Genomic DNA, 26392 nt, shown 5'->3' with positions numbered 1-26392 from the left:
GCGGTGGCGGTGAGCGACACCGTACATGAAAATGACATTCATGTGCCAATGCGCTCGTCCGCCCCGGCATCGCGCTGCGCCGGCACCCCCCGGTCGTTCTGGAGCTCCCACAGCTCCCTGAACAGCCCGGGGGCCGCGACGAGTTCGCCGTACGTGCCGTACTGGACGACCCGGCCGTGGTCGAGCACGACGATGCGGTCCGCGACGGCGACGTTCGCCAGCCGGTGCGTGACCAGGACGACGGCGCGGTCCCGGGCGGCCGCCCGCAGGCCCGTGAAGATGCGGTGCTCCGCGCGCGCGTCGAGCGCACTGGTCGGCTCGTCCATCACGAGCAGCCCCGCCGGCCGGTAGAAGGCCCGTGCGATGGCGATGCGCTGCCACTGCCCGCCGGACAGCTGCACTCCCCCGAACCACTCCCGGGCCAGCAGGGTGTCGAGTCCGCTGCGCAGCCCGTCGACGACCTCGCCGGCGCCCGCGTGCTCCGCGGCGCGCAGGACGGCCTCGTCGCCCCCGGAACCGTGCGGCTGCCCGAGGGTGATGTTCTCGCGGGCGGACAGGGGCCAGTGGGCGAAGTGCTGGGGAACGACGGCCGACCGGCGCCACAGTGCCTGCGGATCGAGGGTGGCGGTGTCCCGGCCGTCCCAGGTGACGCTGCCGTCGGTGGGCAGGTAGAGCCCGGCCAGCAGCCTGCTGAGGGTGGTCTTGCCGGAGCCGTTCTCCCCCACCAGGGCGAGGACTTCGCCGCGGCGCACCTCCAGGCAGACCTTCTCCAGGGCCGGGCGGTCCGAACCCGGATAGCAGTAGGTGAGCGCCTCGGCCCGGACCGTCTGCGGCGCCTCCGGCCCCGGGTCCACCCCGCCGCGCTGCACCTGGTGGCCGCCGGCCTCGGCGATGAAGTCCGCCCAGTCGTCCAGGTACAGCCCGGTGCGGAACAGGCGCGCACCGTACCCGACCATGCCGCGCAGCGACGAGCCGACCGAGCGCAGCGCGAAGACCGCCGTGCCCGCCGAGGCGACCGACATGTGCCCCGTGGCCAGCAGCCCGGCCAGCGCCGTCCAGACCAGCCCGGAGGCCACCCCTCCGGCGAGCGCCCCGGCCAGCGCGTAGCGGGAGCTCTGCCGGACGGCCGCGTCGGTGGCGCGGTCGATGCGGTCGCCGATGGCCCGGTAACGGCCCAGCAGGAAGCCGGACATGGTGCCGGAGCGGAGCTGGTCGGCGAAGTCCTTCTCGGTGGCGTACCAGCGCAGGTGGCTGAGGACGCGGCGGTCGGCGCTGAGGGCCTTCGAGGTCCGGTAGTGCACGCGGGCACCGCGCACGGCGGCGACGCCCTGCGGGATCGCGGCCAGGACGAGCAGCGGCAGCAGCACCGGATGCAGCAGGGTGATCACGCCCGCCGCGGCGATCAGCGAGGCGGTGCAGGCCATCAGGTCCTGGGACTCGGTGAGCAGGTCCTTGGCGACGTCCGCACCCCGGTCCGCGGCTTCGCGCTTGTCGTTGAAGCCGGGGTGGTCGTAGGCCACGAGCTCGGCGCCGAGCGCGGCGTCGAGCATCTGCAGCTCGGCCTCGCGGGAGATCCGCGGGGCCAGCCTGCTGGACAGGTGGGAGACGGCGATGCCCAGCAGGGCGCGCACTCCGGCCGCCCCGGCGAGCACCACCAGGGAGGGCAGCGCCTCCCGCAGCCGGTCCTGGACGTGGCCGGAGGCGATCAGCGCGGTGATGGTGCCGGTGGTGGCCAGCAGCCCGAAGGCCTCGAACGCCCCGGAGAGGCCCTGGCAGCACAGCAGCGCGACCACGGCACGCCGGTCCACCCGCCAGGCCAGGCCGAGCGCCTTGCGGACGAGGCGGGGCAGGCGCCTGCTCATCGAGCGGGCGGTGAGCGGGCTCTTCTCGAAGACGGCGAGGGTGGGCGAGCGGAACCGTAATTCCTCCTCCGCCGCCTCCGTCTTCCGGTCGGTCTCTGCAGTCAACTCGTTCCCCTTCTCTTGCAGTTGGCAGTACTGCACAGCTCGGGTGGGAGCGGTTGCACGATGCCGTAGCCCCCCGAGGGGATGCCCGGTGAACCGCGGCAATCCACCCGTTCGTGGGGTGCGGGCCGGGGCCGGCCGCACGGAGATCGACATGACACGTAGGAAATCTCCTACCTATAGTGGAGGCATGCCGACGACTGCGGAGACCCGCCACGACCGCGTCTTCGCGGCACTGGCCAGCCCGGTGCGGCGCGAGGTGCTGCGGATGCTGCGCGAGGAGGGACCTCAGCCGGTCTCCTCGCTGGCCGGCCGCTTCGCCATGGCGCGCCCGAGCTTCTCGGAGCACCTGCGAGTGCTGCGCGAGGCGGGGCTGGTCAGCGAGCGGAGGGCGGGCCGTCAGCGGCTGTACCGGCTGGAGCCGGTTCCCCTGCACGAGGTGCAGGAGTGGCTCGGCCCGTTCGAGCGGTTCTGGCGCGAGAGGCTCGCCGGGCTGCGGGACGTGCTGGACCGGATGGAAGACACCGACGAGATAGACGAGACCCCATGACCGACGACCTCACCGCCGTCCGCACGGACCAGTTCCTGCCCCACCCGCCCGCGAAGGTCTGGCGCGCACTGACCGAGCCGGAGCTGATCGCCCAGTGGCTGATGCCCGGCGACTTCCGGCTCCTGGTCGGCCACCGCTACACCATGCAGGCCGTGCCGATTCCCGCGACCGGCTTCTCCGGAACGGTCCAGGCCGAAGTGCTGGCCTTCGAACCGGAGAAGATGCTGAGCATCCGCTGGCAGGACGCCGATCCGGCCCCCGACGCCGACGTGGACTGGACGATCACCTGGACCCTCCACCCGGAGGGCACCGGCACCCGCCTGTTCCTCGCGCACGAGGGCTTCGACCCGGACAACCCGCTGCAGCAGCGCGCCCGTTCCATCATGGGCGGCGGCTGGACGTCCCGGATCCTGCCGGGTCTGCGGGAGGCGCTCGACAGGATGTGAACGGTCGTCAGCGCCGCAAGTGCCCGAGGAGTTCGTCGCCGGCCGGGTAGGGGCGTTCCTCGGGCAGCAGCGCCGCGGCCTCGTCCAGGCGGCCTGCGCGGACGTGTTCGCGGATCTCTGCCGCGAGCGGCGTCACGTCGCGGATGGCGACGGTCCATTCGTCGGCGTACCGGCGCGCGGCCCCGCCGGAGAGCCCCAGTTGCAACGAGCGGTGGGGCAGCGGCTGCAGGTGCAGATCGCGCTCGGGGTCCCACTGCACCCGCGCCGGTGCATCCGCCAACTGCCGCTTCCAGTCGTCCCGGTCGGCATGCGCACCGGGCGCGTAGTGCGAGAGACAGGCGTGGCGCAGCGCCCACTCGAAGCCCTCGCGGGTGATCTCGACGGCCAGGACGGTCTGCTGCCCCTCCTTGGCGCCCCAGCCGCAGCGGTACATCATCCACAGGAACGACGGTTTGATCCAGGTCATCCGGTCCCGCTTCCAGGCGGGAGGAAACCGGCCGTCGCGTGCCGCGGGCAGCCCGATCCGGGGGTCGTAGGCCTGGTAGACGGTGACGGTGGACGCGCTGTGCAGCGCCCTGATCCGGTGTTCGGGTTCTTTCACCGGGTCAGGGTGCAGGTGAACGGCCCGCCGGCGCCACCGGATTTACGCCTCCGGCTTCCTGCCCATCAGCTCCGCGAAGGCCGTCGGGTCCGCGTCGAACCCGCGGACCCCGGCGCGGTGGACCCATGCCCCGGACCCGTCACGGACGAACTCCGCGACCGTGGCCGCCGTCGCCCACGCGACGGCCGCGAAGCCGTCCGCGGCCAGCTCGTGGTACCCCTCGGTGATCCGGACCCCGGGGCGGGCGACGTCGCCGAACGTCAGGCGCCCGCCGCCCTGCTGGATGGCGACGCCCACCACCACGCGGCCGTAGGACTCCGACAGCCGGCCCAGCTCCAGCGTCATGGCCTCGTCGGCGCCGAAGCCCCGGCCGGTGCGGCTGTCCCGGTTGAGGGTGATCGTGCCGTCGGGCGCCCGGCTGTCGAAGTGCACCAGGTACGCGGGGTCGCCGTACCGGTCGTCCGTGCGGTACGTCGCCGCGATGAGGTCCAGGTCGTGGTCCGGCGCCCCCACGGGCGCGGGATCCCAGCCGAGCTGCACCTCGACCTTCTCGATCCCCTTGTTCAGAGCGCTCACCGGGCTCCCCTCCCACGCGACGCCGGCCTCCCCGTGCTGATGCACGTACCCCGCGCAGGGGATCGATATCCGCGGCGCGACCCTGCGGTGAGCCCTCGCCCCCTGCGGAGATTCGGTCCGTATTGTCACGGTTATGGCACTGCACAAGGGCAGACGCGGCGGCGCGGCCCGCAAGCGCGGCTACTCGGTCAATCCCTTCTACGGCGAGGCCGACCCCGTCGCCGGCATGGCGGTGGAACCGCCCCGGCGCTCCCTGCCGGACGGGCCGATGGCCCCGCACGCGGCCTACCAGTTCGTCCGCGACGAGCTGATGCTCGACGGCAACGCCCGCCTCAACCTGGCGACGTTCGTCACCACGTGGATGGAGCCGCAGGCGGCGGCGCTGATGGCCGAGTGCCGGGACAAGAACATGATCGACAAGGACGAGTACCCGCGCACCGCCGAACTCGAGCAGCGCTGCGTGACGATGCTCGCCGACCTGTGGCACGCCCCCGACCCGGCCTCGGCCATCGGCTGCTCGACCACCGGGTCGAGCGAGGCCTGCATGCTCGCCGGGCTCGCCCTCAAACGCCGCTGGGCACTCGCCCACCGGGACCGCTATCCGCACGGCGGGGCGCGGCCCAACCTGGTGATGGGCGCCAACGTGCAGGTCTGCTGGGAGAAGTTCTGCAACTTCTGGGAGGTCGAGGCGCGCCAGGTGCCGATGGAGGGCGAGCGCTACCACCTCGACCCGCAGGCCGCCGCCGCGCTGTGCGACGCGGACACCATCGGCGTCGTGGCCGTGCTGGGCTCGACGTTCGACGGGTCGTACGAACCGGTCGCCGAAGTGTGCGCCGCACTCGACGCGTTGCAGGAGCGGACGGGCCTGGACGTGCCGGTGCACGTGGACGGCGCGTCCGGCGCGATGATCGCGCCGTTCCTCGACGAGAAGCTCATGTGGGACTTCCGTCTGCCGCGGGTGACGTCCATCAACACCTCCGGCCACAAGTACGGGCTGGTCTACCCGGGGGTCGGCTGGGCGCTGTGGCGGAGCCAGGAGGCGCTGCCCGAGGAGCTGGTGTTCCGCGTCAACTACCTCGGCGGCGACATGCCGACCTTCGCGCTGAACTTCTCACGCCCCGGGGCCCAGGTGGCCGCGCAGTACTACACCTTCCTGCGGCTGGGCCGCGAGGGCTTCCGCGCCGTGCAGCAGAACGCGCGGGACGTGGCCTGCACCCTGTCCGAAGGCATCGGCGCCATGGGCGACTTCCGCCTGCTGACCCGCGGCGACGAGCTGCCGGTCTTCGCCTTCACCACGGCCGACGGGGTCGAGAGCTACGACGTGTTCGACGTCTCGCGCCGGCTGCGGGAGCGGGGCTGGCTGGTGCCGGCCTACTCCTTCCCCCCGAACCGCGAAGATCTGTCGGTGCTGCGCGTCGTCTGCCGCAACGGCTTCTCGCTCGACCTCGCCGAGCACTTCCTGGACGACCTGCGCTCCCTGCTGCCCGAACTGCGTCGCCAGCACGGTCCGTTGGGGCGGCCCGAGAGCGTGGCGACGGCGTTCCACCACTGACGGCGGCGGCCGGCCGCGGTGCCGGTCAGGTGGAGCGGATGTACCGGATGCCCTCACCGAGGTCGGCGCTGTCGGACAGGGCGGAGAGGCGGAGCGGGGGCCGGGAGGGGGTGATGCTGCTGGGGACCAGGCACAGCGGGTCGTTGTAGCCGATGATGACGGTGCGCTCGGTGTGGTTCTTCACCGAGCGGGCGGTCATGAGCCGTTCCGGGGCGTCGGCGGAGGGCTTGACGATGCGGGTGCATTCCACGAGCGCCGACTTGTAGACGGTCTTCTCGCCGTGGAAGCCGGGTTCGGACCAGAAGCAGATGTTGCCTGCGGTGCATTCGTCGTGCCGGACCTCGTGTCCGGTCCCGTGTCCCGGGGCGCCGTGACCGTCCTCCTGGGCGCCGGCCGGGACGGCCAGGCCCAGGACTCCAGCGGTCGAGAGGACGAGGCCGAGTGCGGACGCGGCGATGCGCTGAAGCATGTGTCTCCCTGCGGGTGTGGGCCGGGACCGGCCCAGCGGACGGCGGCTGTGTGCTTGACCGCCGAGACGGTTGTCGGTTCCGCGGGTCGCGACAGTCCAGCCGTCGGGAGGACACGGCGGCCCGGGGATTGACGCCGGGCGGTGTCGCCACCGCCGGGCCGGCCCCGGACCGGGCGTGCGGTCACACCGGTTCGGGCTGCGGTTCCAGTTTCCGCACCGGTGCGGCCTTCGGTTCCCACTGGTTGACGAGCCGCATGTAGCCGTAGACCACCGAGGCCGTCGCCAGCAGGAGAAGCGGTCCGAACACCCATGGATGTCCGGCCATTTCCACCGGCAGCCAGCGATATGCCACCAGGAGCGCGGCGAACACCGTGGCGCCGTAGGCGGCCAGCCGGATTCCCGACCGGTCCCAGTCCCGTTCCTGCGAGCGCAGAGCCGCCTCGATGGTGAGCGTGAACACCACGCCGGCAATGATGTCCGTGCCGTAGTGGTAGCCGAATCCCAGCGTCGCGCCGAGCGTGGCGACCAGCCAGAACGCACCGAAGAACCGCAGAATCCGCGGGCCCTTGCGGGAATGGATGAAGATCGCGGTGGCCCACGCCGTGTGCAGGCTGGGCATGCAGTTGCGCGGGGTGGTCCCGTCGAAGGTCATGTGGTGCGGCAGCCCGGTCGGCAGCGCGTCCGGCCACATGTCGGCCACCGCCCAGTGCCCGCCGTCGGCGCCGTAGGCGAAGGTCGGCCCGACGACCGGGAAGATCATGTAGATGGCCGGTCCGAGGAGGCCGATCACCAGGAAGGTGCGCACCAGGTGGTGGCGCGGGAAGCGGCGCTCGGCCGCCACGTTGCGCAGCTGGTACGCCGCGACGACGACCGCGGCCACCGCGAGCTGGATGTAGACGTAGTCGAGAACGTGGGAGCCGACCGGGCCCGCGGCCCTGACCAGCCGGCCCACCAGCCACGACGGGTTGCCCAGCGCGTGGTCGGCGGTCGCCAGGTACTGGTCGAGCACCATCGGGCGGGTCTTCGACGTGATGAGCAGCCAGGTGTCACCGGTCTTGCGGCCGGCCACCAGCAGCAGGCCCAGCCCGACACCCTTCAGCAGCAGCATGCGCTCCCGGCCGGTGCGGCGTGTGACGGCGATGACCGCATATCCCAGAACCACCCACAGCGCGCCGTTGCCGAACATCATCTTGGCGCCGACCGCCCAGCGCACCAGGAAGAAGGCGATGTCGATGCCGACCGCGATACCGGCTGCGATGAACCGTTCCCGCCAGGTGAGCACCACCATCATCAATGCCATGCTGCCGTACAGCAGCGGCCCTGATTTGGGGGCGAAAATCACCTCCTTCGCCTGATTGGTCATCGGCCCCGGCAGGCCGTAGTGACGCGCGGCGATCTCCAATGCGATGAGGAATCCGAGGGCTATCGCACCCGCCGCGGCCCACAGTATCGTCCGCAAATTTATTCGCGAAGAAATTCGCGATGACATCGATATCAATTATCTGGCCGATTTACTGGATGATGGTCAAAGGGATGTGCTCGTCGTGCTGGATTGCGTGTTCTCCGGTGGGGGACGGACGATGAAGGTGATCATCGCGAGGCCGAACATGCTATCGGAGCGGCCGGAGGCGCCGTCCGGCGGTACGGCGGCGCCGGCGGCCGCCGTTTCCGCCGTTCCGTGACAACGGCCGCCCGATCGGAGCAGGACGGCACGTCCTGCGGTTGCAGGGCCGTGCGCGCTCGCGCGTAATGGGCCCGACATGGCCAGGCATGCATGGGACCGGCGGCACTTCCTCGGCGCGAGCGCCGCGGCGGGGGCCGGTGCGCTCCTCGCCGGGTGCACGGCGGACTCCGGTTCCGGGCCGGGGGCGGGGGCGGCGGGCGAGGGGCGGCTGTCCGTTCCGGCCGAGAACGGGCGCCCCGGCGACCGTGACTGGGGACTGCGGCAGCGCGGTGCGGACCGTGCGGTCGAGGGGTACGCGGACCGGGTCAGCGTGCTGCCGGGAGAGGCGTTCTCGCTGTGCGTCTCCACCACGGCCGAGGGCTTCCGCGCCGAGGCCTTCCGGATGGGCTGGTACGGGGGTGCGCAGGCGCGCAAGGTCTGGGCGTCGGAGCGGATACCCGGCGCCGCGCAGCCCCTGGCCCGGCCGGCCGGGGAGACGCGGACCGTCGCGGCCTCCTGGGAGCCGTCGATCCGGGTCTCCACCCGCGGCTGGCCCGAGGGCGCGTACCTGATCCGGCTCACCGCCGACTCCGGCGAGCAGCGCCACGTCCCCCTCACCGTCCGGTCGGCGAGCACCGCGGGCAGGCTGGTCCTGGTGAACGCGGTCGCCACCTGGCAGGCGTACAACACCTGGGGCGGCCACAGCCTCTATTACGGCCCCGGCGGCAAGGACGACTCCGGCTCGCGGTCGCTCGCGGTCAGCTGCGACCGGCCGTACGACCGGGACGGTGCGCCGCTGTTCATCACCTACGAGCAGCCCGCCATCGCCCTCGCCGAACGGCTGGGGCTGCCGCTGGCGTACACGACGTCGATGGACCTCGACCGCGACCCGCAGCTGCTGCACGGCGCGCACGCCGTCGTCTCGCTGGGCCACGACGAGTACTGGACCCCGGCGATGCGGGCGCACGTCACGGCCGCCCGGGACGCCGGCACCAACGTCGCCTTCCTCGGGGCGAACGCCTGCTTCCGCCGGATCCGCCTGGAGCAGCGCCTGGTCGTCTGCTACAAGACGGACTGGCAGCGGGATCCCCTCTACGGCAAGGACGACGCGGCCGTGACGACGGACTGGCGCGAGCCGCCGCACGCGGATCCGGAGAACGCGCTGACCGGCACGCTGTACGAGTCGAACCCGACGGACGCCGCCTACGTGGTGGCCGAGCCCGGCCACTGGCTCCTGGAGGGCACCGGGGCGGTGCGGGGCACCGCCTTCCCGAACCTGGTGGGAACGGAGTACGACCGGGTCGACGCCGGCCCGGCCACCCCGCGCCCGATCGAGATCCTCGCCCACTCGCGGCTGGTGTGCCGCGGGGTGCGGTCGTTCGCGGACACCGCGTACTACACCGTGGGCAGCGGGGCGGGGGTGTTCAACACCGGCACCATGCGATGGGTGGAGTCGCTCACGGGCGACGGCGGGCACGGGATACCGCCGGGGGCGGCGCGGTTCACGGGCCGGGTGACGGCGAACCTGCTGCGGGCGTTCGCGAGCGGGCCCGCCGGGCGCGAGCACCCGGCCGTGGACAACCTGGAGGCGTACGACCCGTACGCCGGGGATCCGATATGGGGCGGGCGGAACCTGTGGTGAGGCCGCTGCGCCCTCACCCCGCCCGGGCGGCCGGGCGGCACGCCATCGTGCGCAGGGCGTCGGCCGACGGTGATCCCTCGGCCGCGGTGTAGACGACCATCCACGCGTCGGTGGCGTCCGTCGGCTCGAACGCCTCCCAGGACAGCTGCAGCGTGATGCCGAACTCGGGACAGGCCAGCCTGGAGGGCTCACGGGTCGCGTTGAAGGGGAACTGCGCCGTCCACAGCCGCCGAAAGTCGGCGCTCTCGGCCAGCAACCCGCCCACGTGCGCGGCGAGTTCGGTGTCGTGCGGCCGTCGCACCGTCTCCGTGCGCAAGTACGCCACGATCTCGCGCGCCGTGCCCTCCCAGCCGAGGAACAGCGAGCGGGCGCGGGGATGGGTGAACATCAGCCGGCCGAGCGAGCGGTCGTGCGGCGGTATCCGGGGGAAGTCGAAGAAGACGCGGGCGGCCAGCCGGTTCCACGCCAGGATGGCGCCGTTGCGGCCGACCAGATAGGCGGGCGAAGCGTGCAGGGAGTCGAGGATGCGCTGCTGGCTGTCCCGCACTCCCCGCTCCCCCGCCCGGGGCGGGGCGCCGGCCGTCACGGGGCGCCGCGCCAGGGCGCGCAGGTAGCGCCGCTCGCCCGGGGTGAGCCGCAGCGCACCGGCGACCGCGTCGAGGACCGCGTCCGAGACGAGGGACGTACGGCCCCGTTCCAGGCGGATGTACTGGTCGACGCTGACCGAGGCCAGCGCGGCCACCTCCTCGCGGCGCAGGCCCGCGACCCGGCGCGGGCCGTGGACGTACAGTCCCACGTCGCCGGGGCTCAGCCGTGAGCGGTGGAAGACGAGGAAGTCGCGCAGGGCGGTCTTGCGGTCCATCCGGGCATTTTCCCCCGCCGGTGCCGTGACAGGGGGCAGAGGCTGCCCTGTCACGGCACCGGCCCGCAGCCCGATCATGGACCGCGTCCCCACAACTCCCAGGAGGCATCATGGAATCCGGTCGCCCGAGTCGTACCGCACTGCGCGCAGCACACAGCCGGGCCCGTCACCAGGGCGATCCTCGGCGGATCCTCACCGACCCGCTGGCGCCGAGGATCCTGTGTCTCGATGCCGGCGATCTGCCGCCGCTGCCCGACGATCCGGCGGACCTGTTCGGCATCCGGTTCCTCGCCGCGCGCAGCCGCTTCGCCGAGGACGCGCTCGCGGCCGCCGTGGCCGCCGGTACCCGGCAGCTCGTGGTCCTCGGCGCCGGCCTGGACACCTTCGCGTACCGCAACCCCCACGCCGATCTGCGGGTGTTCGAGGTCGACCACCCGGCGACCCAGGAGTGGAAGCGGCAGCAGCTGGCCGCGGCCGGGATCGGCATTCCCCCGTCGGTGACCTTCGCCCCCGTCGACTTCGAACGCGGCACCCTGGCCGGGGCGTTGGCCGCGGCCGGGCTGGACCGCACGCAACCGGCGTTCTTCCTCTGGCTCGGGGTCACGCTGTACCTCACGCGCGACGCCGTCCTCGGCACCCTCCGTTTCCTGGCCGGGCACGCTGCACCGGTACAGGTCGTGTTCGACTACTGCGACGCAGCGCCGCCGGCGCTGTCCCCCGAACTCCGCGCCGTGCGCGAGGCCGCGGCGGAGATGGTCGCGGAGCTCGGCGAGCCCTGGCTCACCAGCTTCGCCCCGGAGGACATCGCCAGCGAGCTGCGGGCGATGAGGCTGGACCCCGTCGAGGACCTCACCGCTCGGGAACTGATCGCCCGGTACGTCGACGAGCCGGTGCCCGACGCCGACGCGGTCGGCGCCCGGGTGATCCACTGCTCCGGGTCAGGCCCCGTCCGCCGGTTCGGCGATCAGCGCGGTGGCGATGCGACGGAAACCGGCCCGGGCGTAGACCCGGGCCACGGCGTCGTCGCCTGCTGAGAGGAAGACGGTCTCCACGCCGAGCCGCTGCCGGGCGTCAGCCACCAGGGCCCCCGTGACCGCGAGGGCGAGACCGCGCCGCCGTTCGGCCGGCAGGGTGCCGATGCCGGCGACCTCGCTGACGGAGCCCACGGGCTGGTGCTGGCCGGAGCACAGCACCGTGCCGCCGCGCAGCGCGGCGACCAGCACCGACGTACCGGCCTCCAGGCGTGCGGCGAGGCGTGCCACCGAGCCGTCCTCGGTCAGGGCCCGCGCTTTCCCGGCCAGTTGGGCGGGGCCCGTCGTGCCGATGCGGGTGCCGGGTTCGCCGAAGGCGAGGTGCGCGGCGGCGAGTGCGTCGGCGAGCACCGGGTCGTCCGGGCCGACGGTGCGCACCGTCACGCCGTCGAGTGCGACGGGGGCGGCGGGGGCGTCCGGGCCGAGCACCATCAACGGGTGCTCGTGCACGGCGAGTCCCGCCGCCTCGGCGGCGGCCCGGAGGGACGGCGTCGTCTCGGCGACCCACTCGAAGCTCTCGGGCACGCCCAGTTCGCGCTGCCGCGCGCGGACGCGGGCCACGTCCTCACGGCCGACCGGGCCGGGCCGGCCGAGGGCCGGGCGGGCGTAGTACGGCCAGCTGCCCCGGCCTTCCTGGACGAACAGGGTCAGCGGGCCGAAGTCCTCGGCCCGTGCACCGGTGCGGGGGACGGCGTCGTAGTACGCCTCCAGCTGGGCGAGCCGATGGGAGAGCACAGGGGAATCCAAGCAGGCCGGTGTCCTGGGGCGCCACCGGGTTTCCCGGCGTTCCGCTGGACACGCCGTCCTGCGACTGCGGGCTCGTCGTGGCTGCTCGCGCCCACGCGGCGGAGCCACATATATCCGCCCTGCGCCCCTTCGGGGCTCGGGCTCAGTACCCCGCCTGCGACAGCGCCGACACCATCACCGAGCCGATCACGATCGTGCTGTGCGTCAGCTCGTCCAACTGCCGCCGCTGCTCGGCGGGAAGGTGCCAGTCCTCCCACCACACCGTCTCCTGGTGCGAGCAGGAGCCCGGCCGTTCCGTCGCCCACGCCTGGGAGAGCTGCTGCGCCAGCGGCACGACCCGGCGTGCGTGGTCGGCGTAGGCCTGCAGCAGCACCACCATGTGACTGCCCGGCAGATAGTCTCTCCAGAGCGCCAGCAGCTCGTCGGCGACGCGAGAGGCGTCTTCCAGCCAGAGGACGTGCTGGGTCACCCAGCCCTGCGGGGTGCGGCAAGCGGGCATTCCGGGCAGCAGGCGCTGCTCCAGCCGTTCGCGGCGGGCGAAGAACTCACCGGCCAGGGCCAGTTCCTCGGGGATCGGGGTCCAGGTGCGCTGGTGCAGGGCGACGGCGGCGGCTTCGACGGCGTGGGTCGTCATTACGCCACCCTACGCGACCTGCGAGGACTCCGGACGGGGGCGGTCCTGCGCCTACCACTCGGGGCACATGTGCCGGGAGAAAATGCCAAAACCCTCACGTCCGGGTGCTTTTATCGGTTACCTTCCGTCGCACGGGGCACGCCACTGGTAATCGGGAGAGGATCGTGTGACCGGTATCGACGGGTGCTTAGCCGAGGCCATGGCCATCCCGGGGGCCCGGGGCGCGAGCCTGGTGGACTGGAGCAGCGGGCTGGCCCTCGGGGCGGCGGGCGACGGGCCGGGCCGTGACCACGAGACCGCGGCGGCCGAGGCCGCCGAGCTGGCCCGGCTGGCCTTCGAGAGCGGGGCGTTCACCGCGGCGGCCACCCCGCGGCCGGGGCCCGTCGAGGACGTGATCGTCACGGCGCAGGGCAGCTACCACCTGATCCGCTTCGTCGAGACCTCCTTCGACAGCAGCGTCTTCCTCTACCTGTGGCTGGACCGCACCGAGGCCAACCTGGCGGTGGCCCTCTTCCGGATCAAGGACATCACGGCCCGGCTGGTGCCGGCGTGACCGGCGGGACGGGCGCCCCCGGCGCCGTGCTGACCCGGCTCGCCGCGACCGGTGCCACCGGTGCGCTGCACGGCCGGGTGGGGGCTCTCTACTTCGCCGACGGCGCCGTGGTGCACGCCGAGAGTCCGGTGGTGCCGGACGTGGGGTGGCGGCTCACCGCGCGCGGGCGGTTGTCGGCGCAGGAGTGGGAGGAGGCGGTGGAGACCGGCGGGCCGGACTACCGGGCCGGGTGCTTCCTGGTCGAGCACGGCCGGCTGAGCCGGGGCGAGCTGGAACTGTGCCATCTGAGCGCGCTGTTCGATGCCGCCTATTTCGTGCTGTCCCCGCTCGACCGCTCCCAGCAGGTGCCGGACCGGTTCCTGAAGGAGGCCCGGCACTGGTTCGGTCCGGTGCGGCCGGTGCCCGTGTCCGTCCTGCAGCGCGAGGTGAGCCGGCGGCGCACCCTGCTCGAACTCGCGTGGCCGCGGCCCGAGGTGGACGTCGCCCCGGTCGTCCCGTCCCCCGCCGCGGGGCCCGGCTGCGGCGAATCGGCGTGCGGGCGGCGGGCCGTCCTGGCGGCGGCCGACGGCGTCCGCACTCCGCTGCAGATCGCCCGGGCCCTGGGGCGTTCGGCCTTCGCCACGCTGCTCGACGTCCGGCGGCTGGCGGCCGCCGGGCTGGTCCGCACTCCGGAGGCGGAGGCCCCGGCGCCGGGCGGTCCCGCGCCCCGGGCCGCGGACCCGGCCGTGCCGGAGATCTCCCTGCTGTACCGGATCCGTGACGCACTGGAGGCGCTGTGACCCGGTCCGTGACCCCCGTCGCACCGATCTCATGATGAGGCGTGCCCTGAGGCAGTTCGCCGGAAGGAGGCAGTCGATGACCGCCGCACCCGAGGTGCTCTCCGAGCTCCAGGGCCTACGGGTCCGGGTCCCGCACCTGACCGGTGCGCTGGTGGCCAGTACGGACGGGCTGGTGATCGCGCACGTGGTCAGCGACCTGGAGCCGGACGGCCTCGCGGCGCTGACCGCCGCCGCGCTGGGCGTGGGCGCCCGGCTGACGGAGGCCGTGAGCCACGGCGGCTTCCGGGAACTGCTCGTCTCCGGCGAGCGCGGCTACGTGGCCACCTACGCGGCCGGGCCCTCGTGCGTGCTGACGCTGCTGGCGTCGGCCGAGGCCAACGTGGGCCGGCTGAATCTGGAGGCCCGCAGGACGGGCCCGCGGATCGCCGCCCTGGTCGACGGCGCGCTGGAGCGCGAGCGCCAGGCGTGAGCCTTCCGTCCTTCTTTCCCCGGCGATACCGCCGGAAAATCCTCACCCGGAAAGGGAATTGACCGTGCTGAACACCGAAACTGCCCTCAAGGACGCGATGAGTTCGATCGAGGGGGCCCTCGGCGTGGCTCTCGTCGACTATGGGAGCGGAATGGCGCTGGGCACGCTGGGCGGCTCGCAGTCGCTCGATCTGAATGTCGCCGCCGCCGGGAACACGGACGTGGTGCGGGCCAAGCTGCGGACCATGGAGATGCTGGGCATCCAGGACGCCATCGAGGACGTCCTGATCACGCTCAGCGGCCAGTACCACCTGATCAGGCTGCTGACCGGGCGCGGCGGCAACGGGCTCTTCCTGTACCTGGTGCTCGACGCCAAGCGCGCCAATCTGGCCATGGCCCGGCACCAGCTCAAGCGGATCGAGGGCGAACTGGAGGTCTGAGTGCCGCGGCACTAATCTGGAATCGACCTCGGGAGGCGATGTGTCATGACATTCGTCCAGGTAATCGACTGCAGAACCGGCAAATACTCCGAGATGAACCGCCTCTTGGACGCCTGGGTCGAACAGACCGAGGGGAAGCGCACGGCCACCCACTCCCTCGTCGGCCGGGACCACACGGAACCGGACCATTACGTGGAGATCATAGAATTCCCCTCCTACGAAAAGGCCATGAGCAATTCCAATCTCCCGGAGACCAACCGGATCTTCGAGGAGATGGTGTCGCTCTGCGACGGCATGCCGACGTTCACGGATCTCGACGTCGTCCGGGAGGACGGGCTCAACAAGGCGACCGCGCGCCGGTTCTTCGACGAGGTCGCCACGGACGGGCGCCTCTCCCTGGTCGACGAGCTGTTCCTCACGGACTACCGGCACCACGACGTCGGCAAGGAGGCCGCCAGCGTCATCGGCACGGAGCCGCTGAAGAACGACATCGCCGACTGGCGGCAGGCCTTCGACTTCCGGTTCACGCTGGACAGCGAGCTGGCCGAGGCGGACCGGGTGTGCGTCCGCTGGACCTGGCGGGGCACGCACCGGGGCACCTTCATGGGCATCCCGCCGACGGGCCGCCGGGCGGAGATGACCGGTGTCACGGAGTTCCGCTTCCGGGACGGCCGCATCGAGGAGGCCTGGTGGACCTACGACCGCCTCGGCCTGCTGCAGCAGTTGGGAGGCGGCGTCAGCGTCTGACGGCGCGCAGGACGACGAACTTGGGGTCGCCGGCGACGAGTTCGCAGTTGCCGAAGATGCGCTTGAGCTTCACGTGGTAGCCGAGGTGGCGGTTGCCGACGACCCAGAGTTCGCCGCCGGGGCGCAGCACCCTGCGGGAGCCGGTGAACATGCGCCAGGCCGTGGCGTCGGTGGTGGCCTGGTGCGAGTGGAACGGCGGGTTGTTGAGGACCAGGTCCACCGACTCCGCCGGGACGTCCGCGAGTCCGTCGCCCACCCGGAACTCCGCCGCGCCGGCGATCCCGGTGTTGGCGCGGAAGGTCGCCTCCGCGGAGGCGACCGCCTGGAAGGACTCGTCGACGAACGTCACCATGGAGGCGGGGTTGGCCAGCGCCGCTGCCGTGCCGACCACGCCGTTGCCGCAGCCGAGGTCGACCACGCGGTCCGGGCCCTGCCGGTGCGGCAGGTGGCCCAGGAGGAACCGGGTGCCGATGTCGAGGCGTTCGGCGCAGAAGACGCCCGCGTGGTTGGTGACGGTCATCCCGGAGGCCGCCCCGATGCCGGCGGGCAGGGTGTAGGTGTGCGGCCAGGGGTTGGCGCCGGGGGTGCGTGCGGGGTCCGGGGTGCAGAAGATCAGACGCGCCTTCTTCACGGCCAGGGAGGTCCGGGTGGGCCCGAGGATGCGCTCGAAGAGCTGGAGCGTCGAGGTGTGGATCTCCTTGACCATGCCGGTGCCCACGACGACGGTGCCCTCGTGGAGGGCGGGGGCGAGGCGGTGCAGCTGGTCCTCCAGGAGCGCGAGGCTCTTGGGAACGCGCACGAGCAGCACGTCGATCCGGTCCGCCGGGGTGTCCTGCGTCGTCAGCAGCCGCACCGCGTCCGGGGCGGCGCCGTTGCGGGCCAGGTTGGCGCGGGTGGCCTGCTGTCCGAGGTACGAGTCGGTGATCTGCACGGGGCGGTGCGCGGCGAGCGCGGTCACCAGGGCGCCCCAGCGGTCGCCCACGACGGCCACGGTGCCCGACAGGTCCACCGGCTCCCCGTCGGTTCCCTTCAGGTACCGCAGCAGGTACTCGTCGGCGGCGTCCCAGGCGCGGAAGGGGTCGCGGGGGTCCGCGGGGAAGCGGGCGAGGTCGAGCTCGCCCCAGGGCGTCGTGAAGCAGTTCATTGTGCCCTCAGGCTAACCGAGTGCGCTCCGTCGCCGGACGGCCGCACTCCGCGTCGGGCGCCGCCGTCAGGACTTCTTGAGGGCCGCGGCCGCCGTGGACCAGTTGGTGCGGAGCCGGTCGAGGTACGTCTGCGCGTCCGCGCCGGGCTTCGCCCCGCGGGCGAAGGCGGCCATGTTGCCCCCGCCGGCGTTGTAGCCGAGGGCGAGCAGCTCGTCCCTGGTGTACGAGCCGGACCAGTGGGCGGGCAGCTGCCGGTCGAGGTCGTGCAGGAACCACGCGGCGGCCTCGACGGCGAGGTCGGTGTCGTCGGGCAGTTCCTGCCAGTCGCGGTGCGCGAAGTCCCGTCCCTGCTTCGTCTCGTCGAAGGCGGCCTTGTGCATGTTGGCGATGCCGAACGCGGCGTCCGGCTTGATCTTCTGCCAGGCGCGCTGGAAGTCGGGGTCGTGCGGCTTGTAGGACTCGTTGTAGAGGACGGCCATCAGCAGCTGCGGGTGGATCCCGGCCTGCGCCGCGTACTTGGCGACGGGCGCGGCGTAGTGGGACGGGTCCTCGTTGGCCCGCGGCTTGCCGGGGTCCGCGCTCGGCGACGGGGCGCTCGCCCCGGCGGAGGGGGACGACGCGGGTGCGGGATCATGGCCGGAACATGACGTCAGAGCGCACACGACCAGCGTCGCCATGACCCATCGGGCACCGTGCTTCGTCCTCACCTGGCCTCCTCGCTTGCCGATTATGCCGGACGGCGGACGGCGGGATCAGCCCGCCCGGCGGGAGGTCCGGGCGGCGATCCAGCCCGCCCCCTTGGCGGCGAGGACCCGGCGGCGGCGCCAGCGCGAGCGCGACGGCACCATGACCGTCCGGTCCGGCGGCTGGCTCAGGGCCAGGTCCGTCAGGCGCCGCCCGGCCTGGGCGAGCTCGGTGAGGAGACGGTCGCGGTGCCCGCCCTGGCCCGCGGCCCGCAGTGCGGTGTAGAGGCCCTCGATCTCGGCGACGGCCGCGCCGATCCGGATGTTCCTGCTGCCTGTTGACGGTGTGCTGCCCCGCGGCACCTGCGGCACCTTCCTTCGTCCGTATTCGCCCGACATGGGTCGCTCCGGATGCCGCGCACCTCTCCGCCGTCGACCGGGGAACTCATCGAGCCAGGCGCAACGACATGCGCCCGGCAGCAATGATTGCACCTTTGCGCAACCCAGCAATAATGATTCGATGCTTTCACGCCGCGGGCAGCGGGACCGGACGGGGCGTCACCCCGCTCATGCCGGGCGGCCGAACGCCGCGGGCACCGCCTCCGACAGGTGGCGGTGGCCCCGCTCCAGCACCCGCGCGAACAGCTCCGGGTCGCCGACCGGCAGCGCATGGTCCCCCTTCACGTGGCACATCCGGACGTGGCCGCCGGACTCCCGCGCGACGTGCAGGAACGCCTTCTCCTGGGCGCGGAACAGCAGATCGCTGCGACTGTTGACGAACAGGAGGGGGACGCGGACGCGGGCCGCGACCGCGAGGAAATCGCGACGGGTGATGTCCGCGACGGTCTCGGAGAAGGCGCGGACGGCCAGGCCGCCCGACACCACGGCCGCGTAGCTCTCGGGCGGCAGCTGCCGGTGCATCGCCCGGTCGGCCAGGCGCGCGGTGTGCTCCGGGCCCAGCTTCTCGAAGACGCGGGACGCAGTGCGGTACACCCGGCCCGTGAAGCCCTCCGGCCGGGCGGTGGCGCCGTGCACGAGCAGCGCGGCGGCGCGGTCGGGGTGCGCTGCGCCGTAGGCGAGGGCGACGTATCCGCCCAGGGAGGTGCCGGCGACCAGCGGGCGCCGCCCGGTCGCCGCGGAGGCCTCCGCCACGGCGGCGTCCACGCGGGCCACCGCGTCCTCCAGGGTGAACCGCTCACCCCGGAGGGCCCCGTGGGCCGGGAGGTCGGGTGCGGTGATGCGGAACCGCGGGGCGAGCCGGACGGCGTGCGGGTCCCACATCCGGGCGGAGACCAGGATGCCGTGGACGAGCACCAGCGGAGGGGCGTCCTCCGGTCCTGCCGTCCACATCCCGGGACGGCCCGGGGCCTGACACAACCCGTTCGTCATCGCGTCTCCGTCTCCCGAGCACCGACCGCTCCACTGCACGGCAACACAACGGTGCGGTGCGATCATACGAGAGCACTGGCGCGAGAAGCGGGACATCGCGCTCCCTGACACTCCGTCAGATTCCTTGCCCGTCGGGCCCGGTTGTCCCCTCTCCGTGACGCGGAGCGTGTCCGGCATGTGGCGATCTCGTGTCAGGCGCTCCCGATCCGGCTGCGACCTACACATACCTGGGTACGGTCGCTCCCAGTCGCGGCGCACCCGGCCGCGGTGATCCACTGCCGGGCGGCCCGCGCCGTGGCCGCCCCTGCCCGGAAGGACCCCCGTGCGCGTACCCCACCGCCGCCGGGCGATAGCGGCCCTCGTCGCCTCCGCCGTCGCCACCCCCCTGCTGCTCGCCGCCGCCCCGCCCGCCGGAGCGCGTCCCACGACGGCGGGGCATCAGCACAGACAGGCCGAACAACTGGCGGACAAGCTGGTCCGGGCGTCCTCGGCCAGGAGCGCCTACCGCCATCTGCAGAAGTTCCAGCAGATCGCCGACGCCAACGGCGGCAACCGCGCCGCCGGCACCTCCGGCCACGAGGCGTCCACCGAGTACGTCCACGCGCTGCTGCAGAAGGCCGGGTACGACGTCTCGTACCAGAACTTCGAGATCTGGCAGGCCAGGACGCTCACCGAGAAGCTCTCGGTCGTCGCCCCGCAGCCGCGCGATCTGAAGGTGTCGGCGTTCACCTTCTCCCCGTCCACGCCCGAGGGCGGCATCGACGCTCCCGTCGCCGTCGCCCGCGCGGACAAGGGTCCCGGCTGCTCCGCCGACGACTACGCCTCCGGCGCCTTCACCGGCAGGATCGCCCTCGTCGAGCGCGGCGGCTGCACCTTCGCCGAGAAGCAGGCCGCAGCCGCCCGGGCCGGTGCCGTCGGCGCCGTCATCTACAACAACGAGGGCCAGGACGCCGCCCACGGCACCTTCGGCAGCCCCGCCGAGGGCCGCATCCCCACCGCGGGCGTCTCCAAGGCCGACGGCGAGGCCCTGGCCGCGGCCGCCCGGGACGGGGTCACGGTCCACCTGGACATCCGGCAGGAGCACTCCAGGAAGCAGACCCGCAACGTCATCGCCGAGACCAGGGGCGGCAGTGCCGACCGCGTGGTCGCCCTCGGCAGCCACCTCGACTCGGTGCCCGAGGGCCCGGGCATCAACGACAACGGCTCCGGCTCCGCAGGCCTGCTGGAGGTCGCGCTCAAGCTCGCGAAGGAGACCCGCAAGCCCGGCCGGCAGCCGGCGAACAAGGTGCGCTTCGCCTGGTGGTCCGGCGAGGAACTCGGCCTGCTCGGCTCCGAGTACTACGTCTCCCGCCTCGACGCGAAGCAGCGCAGGCAGATCGCCCTCTACCTCAACTTCGACATGATCGCCTCGCCCAACCCGGCCGAGTTCGTCTACGACGGCGACGACTCCGACCACCAGGGCGCGGGCCCCGGCCCCAAGGGCTCCGCACAGATCGAGCGGCTGATCAACGGCTATCTCGACCGCCGCCACCAGCCGCACGAGGGCACCGACTTCGACGGCCGGTCCGACTACGGGCCGTTCATCGGGGCCGGCATCCCGGCCGGCGGCACCTTCACCGGCGCCGAGGGCATCAAGACCAAGGAGCAGGCACAACGTTACGGCGGCACGGCCGGCACCGCCTACGACCCCCACTACCACGCCGCCGGCGACACCCTCCGCAACCTGGACCTCAAGGCCTTCGACACCAACATCGACGTCATCGCGCACGCCGTCGGCACCTACGCCCACGACCTGAGTTCCCTCAACGAGGCGCCGCCGTCAGCACGTTGACGAGCGCCCCGTGCCCGTACATGCTGACGATCCCGCTCTCGCCGTTGGCGAAGTAGCGGACGAGGCAGCCCGCGGGCCGTCCGGCGACGATGTACGGGCCGAGGAGCGGGGCGATCGTCGTGGAGTGCGTCCCCGCCTCCGTACCGTCCGTGAGCCCGGCCGCACAGCGGCCGGGCTCGACGTATTCCTGCGCGATGCTGTCCTCCTCCCGCACGGCCCGCCCGACGGCATCCGCCCAGACGGCCGGACCGGTCGACGGGCCCAGGAGGACGCCGTCGCCGCACATGCCCACCGCCTTCTTCAGCACGAACTGCTCCCGCCTGCCCAGCAGCAGCTCGCCCAGGCCGTACCGGCGGCCGCGCCAGACGACGTCGCGGTCCCCGGTGACGCGGGTCCACGGCAGGTAGCGGCGCACGAACTCCCGTTCCGCGCCGGTCATCCAGGGCCGTCCTTCCGAAATCCAGCCGAGGACCTTCTTGTTGGAGACGAGATAGGCGGTCTGCGGGGCGAGGAGGAGGCACCCGGCGTCGAGGGCGCGGCGCACCGGGGCGAGGTCGATGCCGTGGTGGCGCCACTCGGTGACGGTGAAGTGCCGCAGGCCGACGGGATAGCGGAAGCGGCCGTCGGCGCCGTGGCCGTGGTGCAGGTCCTCGGGCTCGAAGAACTCGGCGGCGAAGCCGTGCCGGCGCAGGTGGCCGACCTCCAGGTCGAAGTAGCGGGTGCCGTGCACGCCCGGCAGGTCGCGGACGGTGCCGAGCAGCGCGACGGCGGGCTCGGCCCCCAGCTCGGCGCAGACGGCCGCGAAGAGCCGCCTGCGCTCGGCGAAGAGCGAGTGGCTGTGAAAAGGGAGCCGCCCGCCGTCCGGGCCGTCGGCGTACAGGCGGCGCCAGGTGCGGGTGAGGACGTGGGTGTGCACGGCGCCGCCGACCGCGCCGCCCACGTTGACCTCCAGGAACTGTGGCCCGGTGGGCCCGATCACCACGTCCGGGCGGGCCATGCAGGCGCAGTGGCGCTCCTCGGTGCGGTCGTCGGTGAACAGCGGGTGCAGGGTCTCGTCCACCGCCAGTGCGGCCATGCGCTCCGCGCGGTCGGTGCCGGCGGCGAGGAGCGCGGTGCGCAGGAGGTCCAGCAACCGGGCGGAGGCGGCGTAGAGTTCGGCGGCCGAGGCGGGCGGCACGGTCAGCGGCCGGGTGGCGACCTGTGCGCCGTTGAACCCGATGTCGCGCATCGCGTGCACGAAGGTCTGCCGCAGCTCCTCGGCGCCGAGCCGGGCAGGAGGAGGCAACTCCCCGGTGCCGAACCACGGATGATGGCCGGTCATCGGGGAACCGCCTGCAGGAAGGCGTCCAGGCCGAGGTGCCGGGCGCGCAGGATGCCGGGGCACTGCCAGGCCAGGCCGGTGCGCGGCGGACGGTCCGCGTCGTGGAAGTAGAGGGCCTCGAAGCCGCCTGCCGTGAGAGCGACGACCGGGTTGGCCACGAGGAAGTCCCGCACGCCCGGGGTGTCGCGCACGACGCGCAGGACGAGCCGTTTGCCGCCGAAGTGGTCGGCGGGCAGCCGGCATTCGGGGTGGAAGCGCTGTTTGAACTGGAAGATGCCCTTGCTGAGGAACGGTTCGCAGCCCGAGAAGTCGACGTGCGTCATCCCGTGCGTGCAGGCCCACTCCAGGGCGAAGTGCGTGAGCGCCCTGGCGGCGCCGCTCGCGTAGTGCTCCTCGGCCCCGTCGAGGACGCCGAGCAGCCGCATGGTCAGGGTCCGGGAGCGGGGCGGGCGGTAGCACAGCACCCCGGCGACCCGGGTGCCGTTCTCGACGACGAAGAACAGCGCCCCGCGCCGGAAGAGGCATTCGTAGGCGAGGTCGGGCGGGAGGCTGCGGGTCGCGCCGCCGTGCCGGCGGCGCATGGTCGGCAGGTGCATCCGCTCGTAGAAGTGGTCGAACGCCCCGGGGCCGGCGGCCTGTTCCCAGGTCCAGCCGCGTTCCCGGCGGCGGGCGGCGAAGCCGCGGCGCTCCCGCCGGGAGATCCGCGCGTGCAGTGCTTCGGCGCCCTCGCCGACCGGGACGACGAGGCGCACCCGGAAGGGCAGCAGGAGCGTGGCCGGGGGCAGTGCGGGCACGGCCCGGGCCGTCGTGCCGCGCAGCAGGATGTCGGCGGGCGCGTCGCCGGTGCCGGCCGCCGCGGTGGGGACGCCCTGCTGCCGCAGGAACTCCAGGACGTGGCGCGGTCCTTCGGCCAGCCCGGCGTAGCTCAGCCGGACGGGGGCGGGCGGCAGCGAGTGGGCGTGCACGGGCCGGTGGCGGCCGCGGGCGCCGTCCCAGCGGCAGCGGACAGGGGCCAGGCGGGGGCCGGTGTCCCAGGCGTACCGGGCGTGCAGGGCGGTGCGGGAGGGCAGCGGGGCGCGGGGCGGCGCCGGGGAGTTCACGAAGCCCCCCGGGCGACGGGCCGGTAGACGGAGATGCAGCGCCGGGTGTCGGGCCGTACGGTGCCGCCCTGCCAGCCCGGCCAGCGGTCTTCGAGGGTCAGCCCGGCGGCCGCGGCCATCAGGTCCATCTCGGACGGCCACACGTAGCGGATGACCGACCGGTACGGGGTGACGCCGCCGTTCTCGACGACCATGGTCTGCCGCTCCATGATCTGGGAGACCGGGTCGCAGTGGACCACGGAGAAGCGGAAGCGGTCCGGCCCGGCGTGCAGGTGGCGGACGGAGGCGCCGCTGCCGACGGCGTCGGGGATCTGGTGGTCGACGACGAACCGCCCGCAGGGGCCGGCCAGATGGCGGGCGGCGACGGCGAAGCAGGCGGTCTGGCGCCGCTGGTCGGGTACGCAGAAGAGGCTGTTGAAGACCGAGTAGACGAGCGCGAAGCGGCGGCCGAGGTCGCAGTCGGTCATGTCGGCGAGCTCGGTGCGGACCAGCTCCGCGCCGGGTTTGGCGCGCAGCCGGCGCAGCATGTCCGGCGAGGTGTCGACGCCGTGGACGCTGATGCCGCGCGCGGCGAGGGGGATGGCGATGCGGCCGGTGCCGACGCCCATTTCGAGGGCGCCGCCGTCGCGCCCGTAGCGGGCCAGGACCTCGACGGCCCGCGCGCCGTCGTCGAAGTCCAGGGAGTACCAGTCGTCGTAGACGTCGCCGAACGTGCGGCCGTAGTCGTCATCGTGGTCCGTCGCCACCGGCGCTGCCTCCCTTCCCGTCGAGTACCGGCCGGAGCCGTGCGATGTGCGGCAGAGCGGCCGCGACGACCGCGTCGAACGTCCTGGCGCTGCCCGCGAACACCCCGGAGGGGCGGGGCCGGTTGAGGACGAGGTCGGTGAAGCCGAGCGCCGCGCAGTCGGCGGCGAAGGCGGTCAGCCGGTCGGCCGAGTCCGTCAGGCCCGGGACCAGGCGGCTGCCGAGGACGATGCGCTGCAGGCTCGCGGGATCCCGGACCGCCCGGGCGCAGGCCTCGTCCACGGCGCGGGCCTGCCGGGCCAGCAGCGGCAGCACCTCGGGGCCGGCGGGACCGCCCGGCCGGGCCGGGTCGCCCGCGGTGACCCAGGCCTGCCCGAAGCGCGCCGCCAGGCGCATGCCGCGCGGGCCGGTCGCCGCGACGGCGAAGGGGATCCGCGGCTGCTGCACGCAGCCGGGCACCGTGCGGGCGGCGCGGGCGGTGTAGAACGGGCCGTCGTGATCGGTGGCCGGGTGCCGGAGCAGGCGGTCGAGGAGCGTGACGAACTCCTCGAAGCGGCGCGTGCGGGCGCCCGGACGCGGCGCGGGTCCGCCCAGCGCCTGCGCGTCGAAGCCGTCGGCGCCCGCACCGATCCCCGCGGTGATGCGGCCGCCCGCGATGTGGTCGAGCGTCATCAGCTCCTTGGCCAGGACGACCGGGTGCCGGAAGTTCGGGGTGGCCACCAGGGGGCCGATGCGGATCCGGCGGGTGACCGCGGCGACGGCGGCCAGCAGCGGGACCGAGCCGAACCACGGTGCGTCGCGCAGCGACCGCCAGGTCAGGTGGTCGTAGGTCCAGGCGTGGTCGAAGCCGGCCTCCTCGGCGGCCTGCCAGATCTCCCGGGCCTCGGGCCACGGGTGTTCGGGAAGGATGACGACTCCCGTGCGCATCCGGCCGCCTCACGTGTCCTGGACGCCCGCGGCCTTGTGCAGCACCTCGGCCAGGTCGCTCAGCTGTCCGGCGGGCCGGAGGGTGTCGGGGGGCAGCGGGGTGTAGTCGCCGTCGTCGTACGAGCCGGAGCCGTGCAGGACGACCTCGTCGGCGCGGACCAGTCCGCGCTCGACGGCCAGCAGCGTGCCGGTCACCACCATCACCAGCGACCACTCCCGCAACTTCCGGGGATCCGCCGGGAGTTGCACGTCCGCCTGCGCCACCAGGGCGCGGACCTGTGCGTAGCGGCCGAGGCACTCGTGGAGGGAGACCACGATGCCGCTGCCGCCCTGCTCCCGGATCAGCGCGCTCATCCGCGGCGCCGTGGCCGGCCGCTCGGTGTAGAAGGTGGGGTCGATGCTCTCGCGGGGGTCGTAGGCGGCCGCGGGGAACACCGGGTTGGCGTTCTGGACGAACAGGCCGCTCACCGGGTGCCGGCGGTACGGGGGCGACGCGGCGCCGGCGTACAGGTCCTGCACCATGTCCGGGGTCCGCAGGTGCTGGACGAGGAGATAGCCGGGCGGGTCGTCCCGCGCACCCGGCTCCGCGGCGAGGAGCCGGGTGCCCAGGTGGTGGCCGAACAGCCCGAAGGCGCTGGAGACGGCGTGCGAGTGCCAGCGGATCCTGCCGTCGGGCAGCGGGTGGAACTCGGCCTCGTAGAAGGCCCGTACGGTGTCCGCGGCACGGTAGTTGTCGAGGTCGAGCGTATGCCAGATGCGCACTCCGGCCACTCGCCGGAGCTCCTCCGCACAGGTTTCGGCGCCTTCCTGTGCCAGGGCCTTCACGGCGGCGCCGGAGCCGTCGTGCACGACGACGGGGTTGCGTTCGCACAGTCCGGGATCGGCGGCCAGGCGGGAGTGCCACACCTTGGCGACGGACTCCCGGGGGACGACGCAGGCGATGCGCAGCTGGTCGCGGGTGACGAGGCCGGCGTCGACGGCGCGGAGCACCGCGTCGCGCAGGGCGGTGGCCTTGTTCGCCGACGACGGGGTGAGGAGCATCAAGGGCTCCCCCGTCTCGTGGATGTGGCGCACGGCGCGCGCCACGATGACCAGGGAGGCGAAGGTCTTGGTGGTGCGGGTGCCCGGGTTGCGCATGAGGTCGAGGAGGGTCAGCCGCACGCCGTGGTACGTGCCGAGGACGGCCGAGGCGAGCCCGGAGGCGGAGAAGAACTCCCGTGTGGCGCCGTCGAGTTGCGGAAGCCGCTGCTCCGGTGCGTCGCCGCCGCCCGTGCCGTGCTCGCGGACGTGGTCGAGCGCCGACCGGATCCGGTCGTAGTAGTGGGCGATCGCGTTGTCCAGAACAGCTCGCCTGCGTGGCGCCATGGGCCCGCTTCCGTCCTTCCGGCAGGCTCGGCATCGCCGAGAGCGGCCGTCCCCCGTGGGCGTGCGGTGGTCGAGTATATCTCCGGAATATCCGGTTCCTGGAGATATTTACCGGCCACCTTGCGGGGCCTTCCGGCGGCGGTATCCGATGCCGCTTCCGCCG

General features: G+C 73.0%; 29 protein-coding genes. 12 read left to right on the top strand and 17 right to left on the bottom strand.

The genetic code is table 11. The annotated features are described in order from the left end of the window. Nucleotides 1-38 precede the first annotated feature (38 nt). A complete protein-coding gene (locus ACLHRZ_RS02645) occupies nucleotides 39-1967 on the bottom strand; it encodes an ABC transporter ATP-binding protein (RefSeq protein ID WP_490416551.1) in 1929 nt (642 codons plus the stop codon). A 187-nt stretch (nucleotides 1968-2154) separates the two neighbouring features. Between ACLHRZ_RS02645 and ACLHRZ_RS02640 the strand changes: the two genes are divergently transcribed. Continuing rightward, entirely contained in the window at nucleotides 2155-2514 is a 360-nt protein-coding gene (locus tag ACLHRZ_RS02640) for an ArsR/SmtB family transcription factor (protein WP_490416550.1), read from the top strand. Next, nucleotides 2511-2960, top strand: a complete 450-nt coding sequence (locus ACLHRZ_RS02635; RefSeq protein WP_490416549.1) for an SRPBCC family protein — start codon at nucleotides 2511-2513, stop codon at nucleotides 2958-2960. The genes ACLHRZ_RS02640 and ACLHRZ_RS02635 overlap by 4 nt, the downstream gene beginning before the upstream one ends. Before the next feature lie 7 nt (nucleotides 2961-2967). Here the strand turns inward: ACLHRZ_RS02635 and ACLHRZ_RS02630 are convergent, their stop codons facing one another. Both ACLHRZ_RS02630 and ACLHRZ_RS02625 read right to left on the bottom strand, forming a co-directional pair. Further along, the gene (locus ACLHRZ_RS02630) at nucleotides 2968-3561 is read right to left on the bottom strand and encodes a DUF4291 domain-containing protein (protein WP_490416548.1); all 594 of its coding nucleotides are present in this window, start codon (nucleotides 3559-3561) and stop codon (nucleotides 2968-2970) included. A gap of 42 nt (nucleotides 3562-3603) precedes the next feature. Beyond that, the gene (locus tag ACLHRZ_RS02625) at nucleotides 3604-4137 is read right to left on the bottom strand and encodes a TerD family protein (RefSeq protein ID WP_490416547.1); all 534 of its coding nucleotides are present in this window, start codon (nucleotides 4135-4137) and stop codon (nucleotides 3604-3606) included. 133 nt (nucleotides 4138-4270) lie between these two features. Between ACLHRZ_RS02625 and gad the strand changes: the two genes are divergently transcribed. Beyond that, a complete protein-coding gene (gene gad, locus ACLHRZ_RS02620; protein ID WP_490416546.1) occupies nucleotides 4271-5689 on the top strand; it encodes a glutamate decarboxylase in 1419 nt (472 codons plus the stop codon). Between the two features lie 25 nt (nucleotides 5690-5714). On the opposite strand, the gene ACLHRZ_RS02615 is transcribed toward gad, so the two are convergent. Both ACLHRZ_RS02615 and ACLHRZ_RS02610 read right to left on the bottom strand, forming a co-directional pair. Beyond that, nucleotides 5715-6158, bottom strand: coding sequence for a peptidase inhibitor family I36 protein (locus ACLHRZ_RS02615; RefSeq protein WP_490416545.1), 444 nt, complete (start codon nucleotides 6156-6158; stop codon nucleotides 5715-5717). Nucleotides 6159-6339: 181 nt separating this feature from the next. Then, on the bottom strand, nucleotides 6340-7647 hold the full coding sequence (locus ACLHRZ_RS02610; protein ID WP_490416544.1) for a phosphatase PAP2 family protein: 1308 nt from the start codon (nucleotides 7645-7647) through the stop codon (nucleotides 6340-6342). Between ACLHRZ_RS02610 and ACLHRZ_RS02605 the strand changes: the two genes are divergently transcribed. Together ACLHRZ_RS02605 and ACLHRZ_RS02600 are read left to right on the top strand one after the other, a co-directional pair. After that, nucleotides 7565-7840: a hypothetical protein gene (locus ACLHRZ_RS02605; RefSeq protein ID WP_490416853.1), complete on the top strand. Its 276-nt coding sequence runs from the start codon at nucleotides 7565-7567 to the stop codon at nucleotides 7838-7840. The genes ACLHRZ_RS02610 and ACLHRZ_RS02605 overlap by 83 nt on opposite strands. 78 nt (nucleotides 7841-7918) lie before the next feature. Then, a complete protein-coding gene (locus tag ACLHRZ_RS02600; RefSeq protein WP_490416543.1) occupies nucleotides 7919-9463 on the top strand; it encodes a N,N-dimethylformamidase beta subunit family domain-containing protein in 1545 nt (514 codons plus the stop codon). A 13-nt stretch (nucleotides 9464-9476) separates the two neighbouring features. Here ACLHRZ_RS02600 and ACLHRZ_RS02595 read toward each other — a convergent pair whose 3' ends face one another. Next, nucleotides 9477-10325 (bottom strand): helix-turn-helix domain-containing protein, encoded by an 849-nt coding sequence (locus tag ACLHRZ_RS02595; protein WP_490416542.1) that lies wholly within the window; start codon nucleotides 10323-10325, stop codon nucleotides 9477-9479. Nucleotides 10326-10435: 110 nt separating this feature from the next. On the opposite strand from ACLHRZ_RS02595, the gene ACLHRZ_RS02590 reads away from it, so the two are divergent. After that, nucleotides 10436-11359, top strand: a complete 924-nt coding sequence (locus tag ACLHRZ_RS02590) for a class I SAM-dependent methyltransferase (protein WP_490416541.1) — start codon at nucleotides 10436-10438, stop codon at nucleotides 11357-11359. Here ACLHRZ_RS02590 and ACLHRZ_RS02585 read toward each other — a convergent pair. Further along, nucleotides 11264-12091: a GNAT family N-acetyltransferase gene (locus tag ACLHRZ_RS02585; RefSeq protein ID WP_490416540.1), complete on the bottom strand. Its 828-nt coding sequence runs from the start codon at nucleotides 12089-12091 to the stop codon at nucleotides 11264-11266. The genes ACLHRZ_RS02590 and ACLHRZ_RS02585 overlap by 96 nt on opposite strands. Before the next feature lie 154 nt (nucleotides 12092-12245). Next, complete coding sequence (locus ACLHRZ_RS02580) at nucleotides 12246-12737, bottom strand: hypothetical protein (RefSeq protein ID WP_490416539.1); 492 nt, start codon at nucleotides 12735-12737, stop codon at nucleotides 12246-12248. Nucleotides 12738-12903: 166 nt separating this feature from the next. Between ACLHRZ_RS02580 and ACLHRZ_RS02575 the strand changes: the two genes are divergently transcribed. From ACLHRZ_RS02575 to ACLHRZ_RS02555, 5 genes are all read left to right on the top strand, one after another. Beyond that, a complete protein-coding gene (locus tag ACLHRZ_RS02575; protein ID WP_490416538.1) occupies nucleotides 12904-13290 on the top strand; it encodes a hypothetical protein in 387 nt (128 codons plus the stop codon). Then, nucleotides 13287-14069, top strand: coding sequence for a transcriptional regulator (locus tag ACLHRZ_RS02570; RefSeq protein ID WP_490416537.1), 783 nt, complete (start codon nucleotides 13287-13289; stop codon nucleotides 14067-14069). The genes ACLHRZ_RS02575 and ACLHRZ_RS02570 overlap by 4 nt, the downstream gene beginning before the upstream one ends. Nucleotides 14070-14103: 34 nt before the next feature. Beyond that, nucleotides 14104-14538 carry a roadblock/LC7 domain-containing protein gene (locus tag ACLHRZ_RS02565; protein ID WP_490416536.1) on the top strand — a complete coding sequence of 145 codons (435 nt, stop codon included), beginning with the start codon at nucleotides 14104-14106 and terminating at the stop codon, nucleotides 14536-14538. A gap of 64 nt (nucleotides 14539-14602) precedes the next feature. Continuing rightward, entirely contained in the window at nucleotides 14603-14977 is a 375-nt protein-coding gene (locus ACLHRZ_RS02560) for a hypothetical protein (RefSeq protein WP_490416535.1), read from the top strand. 45 nt (nucleotides 14978-15022) lie between these two features. Next, nucleotides 15023-15724, top strand: coding sequence for an ester cyclase (locus ACLHRZ_RS02555; RefSeq protein WP_490416534.1), 702 nt, complete (start codon nucleotides 15023-15025; stop codon nucleotides 15722-15724). Here the strand turns inward: ACLHRZ_RS02555 and ACLHRZ_RS02550 are convergent. From ACLHRZ_RS02550 to ACLHRZ_RS02535, 4 genes are all read right to left on the bottom strand, one after another. Continuing rightward, entirely contained in the window at nucleotides 15714-16868 is a 1155-nt protein-coding gene (locus tag ACLHRZ_RS02550; RefSeq protein ID WP_490416533.1) for a methyltransferase, read from the bottom strand. The two genes, ACLHRZ_RS02555 and ACLHRZ_RS02550, sit on opposite strands and share 11 nt — an antisense overlap. 66 nt (nucleotides 16869-16934) lie before the next feature. Beyond that, on the bottom strand, nucleotides 16935-17546 hold the full coding sequence (locus tag ACLHRZ_RS02545) for a transglycosylase SLT domain-containing protein (protein ID WP_490416846.1): 612 nt from the start codon (nucleotides 17544-17546) through the stop codon (nucleotides 16935-16937). A gap of 75 nt (nucleotides 17547-17621) precedes the next feature. Further along, a complete protein-coding gene (locus tag ACLHRZ_RS02540; RefSeq protein WP_490416532.1) occupies nucleotides 17622-17951 on the bottom strand; it encodes a hypothetical protein in 330 nt (109 codons plus the stop codon). A gap of 168 nt (nucleotides 17952-18119) precedes the next feature. Continuing rightward, nucleotides 18120-18941 carry an alpha/beta fold hydrolase gene (locus ACLHRZ_RS02535; RefSeq protein WP_490416531.1) on the bottom strand — a complete coding sequence of 274 codons (822 nt, stop codon included), beginning with the start codon at nucleotides 18939-18941 and terminating at the stop codon, nucleotides 18120-18122. 322 nt (nucleotides 18942-19263) lie between these two features. Here ACLHRZ_RS02535 and ACLHRZ_RS02530 point away from each other — a divergent pair, with 322 nt between their 5' ends. After that, nucleotides 19264-20772, top strand: a complete 1509-nt coding sequence (locus ACLHRZ_RS02530) for a M28 family metallopeptidase (RefSeq protein ID WP_490416530.1) — start codon at nucleotides 19264-19266, stop codon at nucleotides 20770-20772. Here ACLHRZ_RS02530 and ACLHRZ_RS02525 read toward each other — a convergent pair. The 5 genes from ACLHRZ_RS02525 to ACLHRZ_RS02505 are packed head-to-tail and all read right to left on the bottom strand — an operon-like array spanning nucleotide 20744 to nucleotide 26229. Beyond that, the gene (locus ACLHRZ_RS02525; RefSeq protein ID WP_490416529.1) at nucleotides 20744-22093 is read right to left on the bottom strand and encodes a hypothetical protein; all 1350 of its coding nucleotides are present in this window, start codon (nucleotides 22091-22093) and stop codon (nucleotides 20744-20746) included. The genes ACLHRZ_RS02530 and ACLHRZ_RS02525 overlap by 29 nt on opposite strands. After that, entirely contained in the window at nucleotides 22090-23193 is a 1104-nt protein-coding gene (locus tag ACLHRZ_RS02520) for a hypothetical protein (RefSeq protein ID WP_490416528.1), read from the bottom strand. Before ACLHRZ_RS02520 ends, ACLHRZ_RS02525 begins: the two co-directional genes overlap by 4 nt. Further along, nucleotides 23190-23939, bottom strand: a complete 750-nt coding sequence (locus ACLHRZ_RS02515; protein WP_490416527.1) for a class I SAM-dependent methyltransferase — start codon at nucleotides 23937-23939, stop codon at nucleotides 23190-23192. Before ACLHRZ_RS02515 ends, ACLHRZ_RS02520 begins: the two co-directional genes overlap by 4 nt. Further along, nucleotides 23920-24864 (bottom strand): LLM class flavin-dependent oxidoreductase, encoded by a 945-nt coding sequence (locus tag ACLHRZ_RS02510; RefSeq protein ID WP_490416526.1) that lies wholly within the window; start codon nucleotides 24862-24864, stop codon nucleotides 23920-23922. Before ACLHRZ_RS02510 ends, ACLHRZ_RS02515 begins: the two co-directional genes overlap by 20 nt. Nucleotides 24865-24873: 9 nt before the next feature. Beyond that, entirely contained in the window at nucleotides 24874-26229 is a 1356-nt protein-coding gene (locus tag ACLHRZ_RS02505; protein ID WP_490416525.1) for a DUF6002 family protein, read from the bottom strand. Nucleotides 26230-26392: the final 163 nt, after the last annotated feature.

The organism is Streptomyces sp. AM25 (genome assembly GCF_058146165.1).
Note: the sequence above shows the minus strand (reverse complement) of the source record. Positions and strands in the feature narration are given on the sequence as shown.

Excerpts from the sequence above, each read along its gene's own strand:
- ACLHRZ_RS02640 (WP_490416550.1), top strand. The coding sequence starts at position 2,155 with ATGCCGACGACTGCGGAGACCCGCCACGACCGCGTCTTCGCGGCACTG.
- ACLHRZ_RS02635 (WP_490416549.1), top strand. The coding sequence starts at position 2,511 with ATGACCGACGACCTCACCGCCGTCCGCACGGACCAGTTCCTGCCCCAC.
- gad (WP_490416546.1), top strand. The coding sequence starts at position 4,271 with ATGGCACTGCACAAGGGCAGACGCGGCGGCGCGGCCCGCAAGCGCGGC.
- ACLHRZ_RS02615 (WP_490416545.1), bottom strand. The coding sequence starts at position 6,158 with ATGCTTCAGCGCATCGCCGCGTCCGCACTCGGCCTCGTCCTCTCGACC.
- ACLHRZ_RS02605 (WP_490416853.1), top strand. The coding sequence starts at position 7,565 with ATGAGGAATCCGAGGGCTATCGCACCCGCCGCGGCCCACAGTATCGTC.
- ACLHRZ_RS02610 (WP_490416544.1), bottom strand. The coding sequence starts at position 7,647 with ATGTCATCGCGAATTTCTTCGCGAATAAATTTGCGGACGATACTGTGG.
- ACLHRZ_RS02600 (WP_490416543.1), top strand. The coding sequence starts at position 7,919 with ATGGCCAGGCATGCATGGGACCGGCGGCACTTCCTCGGCGCGAGCGCC.
- ACLHRZ_RS02595 (WP_490416542.1), bottom strand. The coding sequence starts at position 10,325 with ATGGACCGCAAGACCGCCCTGCGCGACTTCCTCGTCTTCCACCGCTCA.
- ACLHRZ_RS02590 (WP_490416541.1), top strand. The coding sequence starts at position 10,436 with ATGGAATCCGGTCGCCCGAGTCGTACCGCACTGCGCGCAGCACACAGC.
- ACLHRZ_RS02580 (WP_490416539.1), bottom strand. The coding sequence starts at position 12,737 with ATGACGACCCACGCCGTCGAAGCCGCCGCCGTCGCCCTGCACCAGCGC.
- ACLHRZ_RS02565 (WP_490416536.1), top strand. The coding sequence starts at position 14,104 with ATGAGGCGTGCCCTGAGGCAGTTCGCCGGAAGGAGGCAGTCGATGACC.
- ACLHRZ_RS02555 (WP_490416534.1), top strand. The coding sequence starts at position 15,023 with ATGACATTCGTCCAGGTAATCGACTGCAGAACCGGCAAATACTCCGAG.
- ACLHRZ_RS02550 (WP_490416533.1), bottom strand. The coding sequence starts at position 16,868 with ATGAACTGCTTCACGACGCCCTGGGGCGAGCTCGACCTCGCCCGCTTC.
- ACLHRZ_RS02545 (WP_490416846.1), bottom strand. The coding sequence starts at position 17,546 with ATGGCGACGCTGGTCGTGTGCGCTCTGACGTCATGTTCCGGCCATGAT.
- ACLHRZ_RS02540 (WP_490416532.1), bottom strand. The coding sequence starts at position 17,951 with ATGTCGGGCGAATACGGACGAAGGAAGGTGCCGCAGGTGCCGCGGGGC.
- ACLHRZ_RS02535 (WP_490416531.1), bottom strand. The coding sequence starts at position 18,941 with ATGACGAACGGGTTGTGTCAGGCCCCGGGCCGTCCCGGGATGTGGACG.
- ACLHRZ_RS02525 (WP_490416529.1), bottom strand. The coding sequence starts at position 22,093 with ATGACCGGCCATCATCCGTGGTTCGGCACCGGGGAGTTGCCTCCTCCT.
- ACLHRZ_RS02510 (WP_490416526.1), bottom strand. The coding sequence starts at position 24,864 with ATGCGCACGGGAGTCGTCATCCTTCCCGAACACCCGTGGCCCGAGGCC.
- ACLHRZ_RS02505 (WP_490416525.1), bottom strand. The coding sequence starts at position 26,229 with ATGGCGCCACGCAGGCGAGCTGTTCTGGACAACGCGATCGCCCACTAC.